The organism is Sandaracinobacteroides sp. (assembly GCF_057137845.1).
Genome location: NZ_DBNHFX010000120.1, coordinates 1 through 6,588, shown reverse-complemented (window position 1 = coordinate 6,588; position 6,588 = coordinate 1). Strand labels below are relative to the sequence as shown.

The following is a 6,588-nucleotide window of genomic DNA, read 5'->3' as shown; positions in this document are numbered from 1 at the left end:
CACCACGCCACCGCCCGACCGGGTGAACCCCTGCCGCGTAACGACCACCTGCACTCTGGGGCTTACATCAGGCGAAAGCGGAAACTGGTCGACACCGCCCGACATGAACCGCCCTTCGGCGCGATCGGCGCCTGCATGTTCAAAGGCCCCGGCAGTCGCAGCCCACGGCCCGCGAACAGCCAGAACCCAGCCGTTCGATTCAACGGATACGCTATAGGATGCCATGGTGGTCGCTCCGAAAATGCACCGAAAAGGCCGGGGAGGCCCGCAAGCCTCCCCGCAAGTCACGCCGCAGTCAGCCCATTCAGCTCGCCGAGAAGCGCATCAGCTTCAGCGCTTCGCTGTTCACCACCGCACCGCCAACGCGGCGCGTCGCATAAAAGTGAACGAACGGCTTGTTGGAATAGGGGTCGCGCAGCACACCGGTCTCCCCGCGCTCCGCAATCACGTAGGCCGAACGGAACTGGCCGAAACCGATCGACAGGCTGTTGGCGCCAATGTCCGGCATGGCGTCCACCTCGACCACCGGATAGCCCAGCAGCGTCGCCTGCTCGCCGTCCTGCAGGCCGTTTCGCCAGATGAAATCGCCGGTCGAATCCTTGAACTTCCGGATCACCGAAATACTGTTCGAATTCATCACCCACACGGCCCCCTGCCGATACGGGGTGCGAAGGGCATGCACCATGTCGACCAGCCTGTCCGCCGGGTTGCTGGCGGCAAAGGCGCCGGCGGCGCCCGATGGCAGATACTGCAACGTGCCGAACGGCCGCGCCGCATCGCCTGCGGTCGCCACCGGATAGGTCAGAAACCCCTTCGGCTGGCCGCTGCCGCTGCCACTCACAAAAGCTACGCTCTCCGCCCGGGCAAACTCTGCCGCGATCTCGTTCGCCAGCCACCCCTCGACGTCGAACATCGCATCGTCCAGCATGGGCTGCGTCGCCGCCGGGTTGGCATAGATTTCCCCCATCGCCGGCGCCACTTCGTTGAAGATCGGCGTTGCCGTCTCGGGCCTCGCCGCCGCCTCGCCCACCCAGCCCGACGCAAACCCGCCAACGGCAACCAGTTTGCGATAATTGGCGCTCCCCACCTTCACCACGTCGGCAATCGCCCGGATCGGAGAGATCGCCTTCAGCGCCGTTTCGATGCGCCGGTCAATCTCCAGCGGCACGGCAAGGCCGCCCTCGCCGGTCACGCCGACCGACAGCCGTTTGGTCTCGAACCCGCTTTCCAGCCCCTTGCGCAGATAGCTGTCGCCAAAGCCCGTGCGCGAAACCCCGCCGCTCGCCTCCGTCCGGGCAGGCACCGGCATGGCGCGCCGCGAAAGCTGCTCCAGATCCTGCTTCATTTCCACGCGCAGCGCGTCCAGTTCGGCCCGCACATCGGCCGGCGTCTCCACCGCAGTCACCACTGCGGCGGCTTTCGTTTCATAGTCCATTTTCGGCTCTCCTCGTTCAACCTCAACCCCCGCGCGTCAGCCAACCGCCAGAACACGCGCCTCCTCGTGCATCGGCAGCGTCACCACCGAGCATTCGATCAGCTCCAGCCGCAGCAGTTCGCGCCCGCCTCCGGGGCGCTTCCTCGCGGATTTCACGCGATACCCAAACGACAGCCCATCGACGGCGCGGCTGCGCAACAGCGCCAGCGCGTCCTCGCCATCGCGGCACGCGGGCGCGACACCGGCCACCATCTTCAGGCCGAAGCCGTCTTCGCACAGGCGCAACACCCGGCCGATCGGGCGCGCCGGGTCATGCTGCCACAACAGCGGCACACCGGCCGCCAGCCCCACGAACGCCCGGTGGCGAACGATATCGCCCTGGCGGTCCGGCACATCGAACCGGCTCACATAGCCGGTCATCTCCACCAATCCTGCCATCTAGCTTTCCCCCGTGTTCCGGCGCCTGCCCCAGCCCAGAATCTCGCGCTTCTCGTCGTCATCCAGGAACGCCGCATCGCCGATGTGCCGCCACAGCCGCTCGCGATCGGCCCACAGCGCGGGCACCAGATCGAGGTCCGGCTCCAGCTTCAGGCCGGGCCACCACATCGACAGATGGGCCGAAAGCCCCGCCAGCACGCGGGAAAGCAGCGGCACGATGGTCAGCCGCCAAAGCGCGACATTCGCCTCCGCATAGTTGGCGTGGGTCGAATCGCCCGGCAGCCCCAGCAGCATCGGCGGTACCCCGAACGCCAGCGCCACATCGCGCGCAGCCGCCTCGCGGGCTTTCTGAAAATCCATCTCGGCGGGCGTCATCGAAAGCGTCTGCCACCTGAGCCCCCCCTCCAGCAGCATCGGGCGACCGGCGTTCGCAGCACCCTGAAACCCGTTCTCGATTTCAGCCGCCAGCCGCTGGAACTGCTCCGGCGAAAGCGGCCCGTCCGCCGCGTCCGCGATCAGCGCACCCGAAGGCCGCGCGGCATTGCCGATCAGCGACCGGTTCCAACGCCCCGCCGCCTGCAACAACGCAACCGGTTCGGCTGCGGCATCCAGCGCACCCAATCCCAGATGATCGTCCAGCGGATTGAACGATTTCAAGTGCAGCACGCCCGGCGCATGGGCGTCCCCGTTTGCCGGCAGGCGATGGGTGCGGCCGCCAAGCTGATACAACCACACATCGGGCCAGCCTGCTGCATCGGTCTGCAAGCGCATGCGCTCGGGGCGCAGCAGCCACAAAGACGACGGCATCCCCCCCAGATCCAGCCCGGTCTCCAGATAGGCATTGCCCGACAACAGCAGGTGCGTCGCAATCGCCTCCAGCACCGCCGGGCCGACCAGCCGCACAGCCGGATGATCCGGCTCCCCGGCCTCCAGCACCACGCTCGCCATCCCTTCGGCAACCATCCGAACCGCCCGCAGCGCAACCGGGTTGCGCAACGCTGCCAGCGCCTTCCCCTCATACGATTGCGGCACCTCGACCGCCGGGCCAGACGCCGCCCCCCAAGACAGGCCCCCAAGTGCCGACTTCCGTTCAGCACCTGCGAACCACCGCCGAACCCTGCTCATTCGCCACCACCACGAATGCTGGCATTGGGGATCGCCACCAGACCACCGCCAACGATCAGCGAAAGCGCCTGCGCCAGCCCCTGCGCCTGCATCGGGTCGGAACCCAGCACCACAGCAATCATCGCCACACCTGCCCATGTCGAAGGCTCGCGCACGCGCAACTTCACCCAGGCCAACAGGGCGGAAAGCCCCGGCCTTTTGCAATGTCCTTGCATCATCGATCTCCTGTTCAGTGCCGCAGCACCCTCACCGCCGGCCCCGGTCCGCTCGCTCCAAGCATCAGTTCGGTAAGCGCCCAGACCAGCGCGTCAGCGCGGTCGGGCGATGTCCCCGGTCCTACATATCCACCACCCAGAAGCAGCCCGCACATCTCATCTTCCAGCGCCGGAAACCGGTCCGCATGGCGCACACGGCCAGCCGCATACAGCGCCGAGACCGGCTCCGCCCGTGCCGTCTTTCCACGGCTCGCCCGGACCTGCTTCAACGGCAATGAAATGCTCGCGGCTCGCAGCACGGCCTCCACCATGTCGCCACCATTGTTCACTTCGACGACCACCCGGTCAGCACCGAAGCGCCCATGCGCTGCGGCCACCGCATTGGCCCAGACCTTCGGTTCGGTTCCGGCAATGCTCGCATCGGCCAGCACATGCGCGACGCCCGCAGCATCGACACCCGCCACCACGATGCCGCACCCGCCCGGTCCCGCCGGCGGATCAACCCCCACCACCACGCGCACCAGCGGCGGCACCACCGGGTCCACCACCGCGTCCAGCGCATCGCGGCTCCACAGCGCGCCTTCGATCTCGTCCAGCAACTCGCCCATCAGTTCCTGCCGCCCCAGCGCCGTGCCGCCATAGGCGGCCGCCACGTCATGCAGAAACGCCGTAGGCAGATTGGCGCGGTTGTCGAAGGTCGAACCCCTCGTCACCGCCACCCCGTTCGCCACCTGCATCTTCCGCAACAACGGGAGCGGCCGTGGCGTGGTCGTCACCACCGCACGCGGCCGCTCCCCCAGCCGCAGCCCCATCTTCAGGTTCGCCCATGTCTCAGAGGGCCGCGACCACGCGGCGATCTCGTCACACCAGGCGAAATGGAACTGCGGCCCGCGCAATGAATCCGGCTCGACGGCCGACACCAGCGAAGCCATGGCCCCGTTCGGCCAGCGCAACTCCCGCCGGGTCGCCCGCCACTCCGGGCGGAACGCTCCCCCCGCCACCGCCATCAAGCCGGATTCACCTTCCAGCATCACCGCCTGCGCATCATGCGCGGTCGGCCCGACCAGCGCGAAACGCGCGCCCGGATTGGCCCGCGCCATCCGCGTCACCCATTCCGCACCGGCCCGCGTCTTGCCAAAGCCACGGCCGGCAAGGATCAGCCATACGGTCCAGTTCCCTTCCGGCGGCAACTGCGACGGCCGCGCCGTCCAGTCCCAGCTTCGCGCCAGCAGCGCCCGCCGGGCCGGCGGGATGTCGCGCAACACCAGTTCGCGCGCCGCCCCGTCCAGCCGGGCAAGCCGCTCCAGCATCGAAAGCTCGCGCATTCCGTTCCCCCGACCAGCAGAAGAACGGCCATCAGCCGAACCCGCAATTCTTCAGCATGGCAGAATCACTAACCCATATCGTTACGATTGTCAAGATTAAAATTACCGTATTGGTTATCATAAAACCTAACCAGTCGATCCAGCGCCATTCCCAGCACCAGCTTTCCGGCCCGCGTCGGCCAGCCCAACCCCTTCTCGGCGTCCGACAGCCCTTCGCCTTCGCACACCACGCGCCACAATATATCGGAAAGCCCCGGTCCAACCGCCGCCACTGCGGCATCAAAGCGCCGCCCGGCGTCGATCGCCGCCAGTGATTTCCGCTCGGCCCCTCCACCTGCGCCGCCGCTGCGCGGCCCGGCCTCCCAGCGCATCGTCACACGCGCCGCCAACCCCGCCAGCGCATGATCCTCGCGCAACCGTTCGCCAGCACGCACCTGCCGTTCGTTCAGCAGCCCTCGGCGCGCCAGCCATCCAAGCGGCGACTCGGCCAGATTCACCGAAACGACCTGCCGGTCCACGGCATCCGAAGGCGCAAGCACCCGCTTGCCGATCACACGATTGGGATAATCCGAAGGCGCGATCATGCAGCAACTCCTCTCATCGACTCGATAGAAATTGCCGCTTGCCACATTGGCAATCATGTAGGACATCACATAACCATTGAAGCCGATCCGGGGTCCAGCACCATGACAAGCCGTCTGCGCGAAATCCGCAAAAGCCGTGGCCTGACGCTGGCCGACGTCGCAGCCCGCTGCCAGCCGCCAACCACTGCGGTCACCATCGGCAGGCTCGAAACCGGAATGCGCCAACTGACGGTGCCGTGGGTCGAACGCCTCGCGCTTGCGCTCGGCATCGAACCGCACGAATTGATCACCAGGCGCGCCGAAACGTCCGTCCCGGTCGCGGCCGAACTCGCCGCCGATGGCGCCCGCGCACTCACGGCCCCCTTCGCGCTGCAACCACCGGTGCCGGGCACCGGCGTCATCGGCCTCGTCGTGCGCGACTCGCAGGGCGATTACCGCGCCGGCGATCAGATCTGGCTCGAACAACTGCCGCCCGAACGCTTCGCCGAAGCGATCAACACCGACATTCTGGTGCCGCGCCCCGTCGGCCGCTTCCTGTTCGGCCGCCTCGTCGCCACCGAATCGGGGCGCCTCCAGATCCTGCCGCTGCGCACCGGCGGCCGGCAGACGATCGTCGCCGATGCGCCGTGGGTCGCCCGCGCGCACATGCTCGTCCGCCCGCTATAGCCCTGGGCGCCACGCTGCCTGCCCTTGCACTTTTCCCCATCGCACCACTAGGGAACCATAACCAGCGCCACCGCTTCCGGTTCCCCCGGCGCCAGGCGTTCATCTTACCCAAGGAGCAATGCCCGTGCCCCCCTCCATCCGCCTGACCCTCCCCGACGGTTCCGTGCGCGAAGTCGCGTCCGGCACCACGGCGGGCGACGTGGCGCGCGCGATCGGTCCGGGCCTTGCCAAAGCCGCGATCGCCGCCCGCATCAACGGCGAGGTTCTCGACCTCGAACGTCCGATCATCGCCGACGCCACCCTGTCGATCGTCACCAACAAAGACGAGGCCGAGGCGCTGGAACTCGCGCGCCACGATTTCGCGCACGTCCTCGCCGAAGCTGTGCAGCGGCTGTTTCCCGGCACGCAGATCACCTTCGGCCCGGCAACGGCCGACGGTTTCTACTACGACCTCGCGCCGCCAGCCGCACGCGGTCCCTTCACCGACGAAGACCTCCCCTCGATCGAGGCCGAGATGCACCGCATCATCGCCGCCGACAAGCCGCTCCGGCGCGAGATCTGGTCCAGAAACGCCCTGATCGAAACCTGGCGCCGTCAGGGCGAAACCTTCAAGGCCGAATGGGCCAACGAACTCCCCGAGGGCGAGGAACTCTCCGTCTACTGGTCCGGCGACGACTGGATGGACATGTGCCGCGGCCCGCACCTCCCCAGCACCGGCAGGCTCGATCCGGCGGCCTTCAAGCTCACGCGGGTGTCCGGCGCCTACTGGCGCGGCGACCAGCGCAACCCGCAACTCTCGC

Annotated in this window: 9 protein-coding genes; 2 read left to right on the top strand and 7 right to left on the bottom strand. The window is 67.5% G+C overall.

Annotated features, from left to right (window positions below; genetic code table 11):
• The 7 genes from AC16JP_RS06505 to AC16JP_RS06475 form a co-directional block, all read right to left on the bottom strand.
• Window positions 1-225, bottom strand: a 225-nt coding sequence (locus AC16JP_RS06505) for a hypothetical protein (RefSeq protein WP_484339794.1), incomplete at its 3' end; no start/stop codon positions are given.
• A gap of 79 nt (window positions 226-304) precedes the next feature.
• Complete coding sequence (locus tag AC16JP_RS06500) at window positions 305-1,435, bottom strand: phage major capsid protein (protein ID WP_484339793.1); 1,131 nt, start codon at window positions 1,433-1,435, stop codon at window positions 305-307.
• A 36-nt stretch (window positions 1,436-1,471) separates the two neighbouring features.
• Window positions 1,472-1,873 (bottom strand): HK97 family phage prohead protease, encoded by a 402-nt coding sequence (locus AC16JP_RS06495; RefSeq protein WP_484339792.1) that lies wholly within the window; start codon window positions 1,871-1,873, stop codon window positions 1,472-1,474.
• Window positions 1,874-2,905, bottom strand: coding sequence for a phage portal protein (locus AC16JP_RS06490; protein WP_484339791.1), 1,032 nt, complete (start codon window positions 2,903-2,905; stop codon window positions 1,874-1,876).
• A gap of 89 nt (window positions 2,906-2,994) precedes the next feature.
• Complete coding sequence (locus AC16JP_RS06485; RefSeq protein WP_484339790.1) at window positions 2,995-3,213, bottom strand: hypothetical protein; 219 nt, start codon at window positions 3,211-3,213, stop codon at window positions 2,995-2,997.
• Window positions 3,214-3,227: 14 nt separating this feature from the next.
• Window positions 3,228-4,538: a DNA-packaging protein gene (locus AC16JP_RS06480; RefSeq protein WP_484339789.1), complete on the bottom strand. Its 1,311-nt coding sequence runs from the start codon at window positions 4,536-4,538 to the stop codon at window positions 3,228-3,230.
• Between the two features lie 68 nt (window positions 4,539-4,606).
• Window positions 4,607-5,188, bottom strand: coding sequence for a DUF6456 domain-containing protein (locus AC16JP_RS06475; protein ID WP_484339788.1), 582 nt, complete (start codon window positions 5,186-5,188; stop codon window positions 4,607-4,609).
• 36 nt (window positions 5,189-5,224) lie between these two features.
• Between AC16JP_RS06475 and AC16JP_RS06470 the strand changes: the two genes are divergently transcribed.
• Together AC16JP_RS06470 and AC16JP_RS06465 are read left to right on the top strand one after the other, a co-directional pair.
• The gene (locus tag AC16JP_RS06470; protein WP_484339787.1) at window positions 5,225-5,788 is read left to right on the top strand and encodes a helix-turn-helix domain-containing protein; all 564 of its coding nucleotides are present in this window, start codon (window positions 5,225-5,227) and stop codon (window positions 5,786-5,788) included.
• A gap of 124 nt (window positions 5,789-5,912) precedes the next feature.
• On the top strand, window positions 5,913-6,588 hold a 676-nt coding region (locus AC16JP_RS06465), incomplete at its 3' end, for a TGS domain-containing protein (protein WP_484339786.1).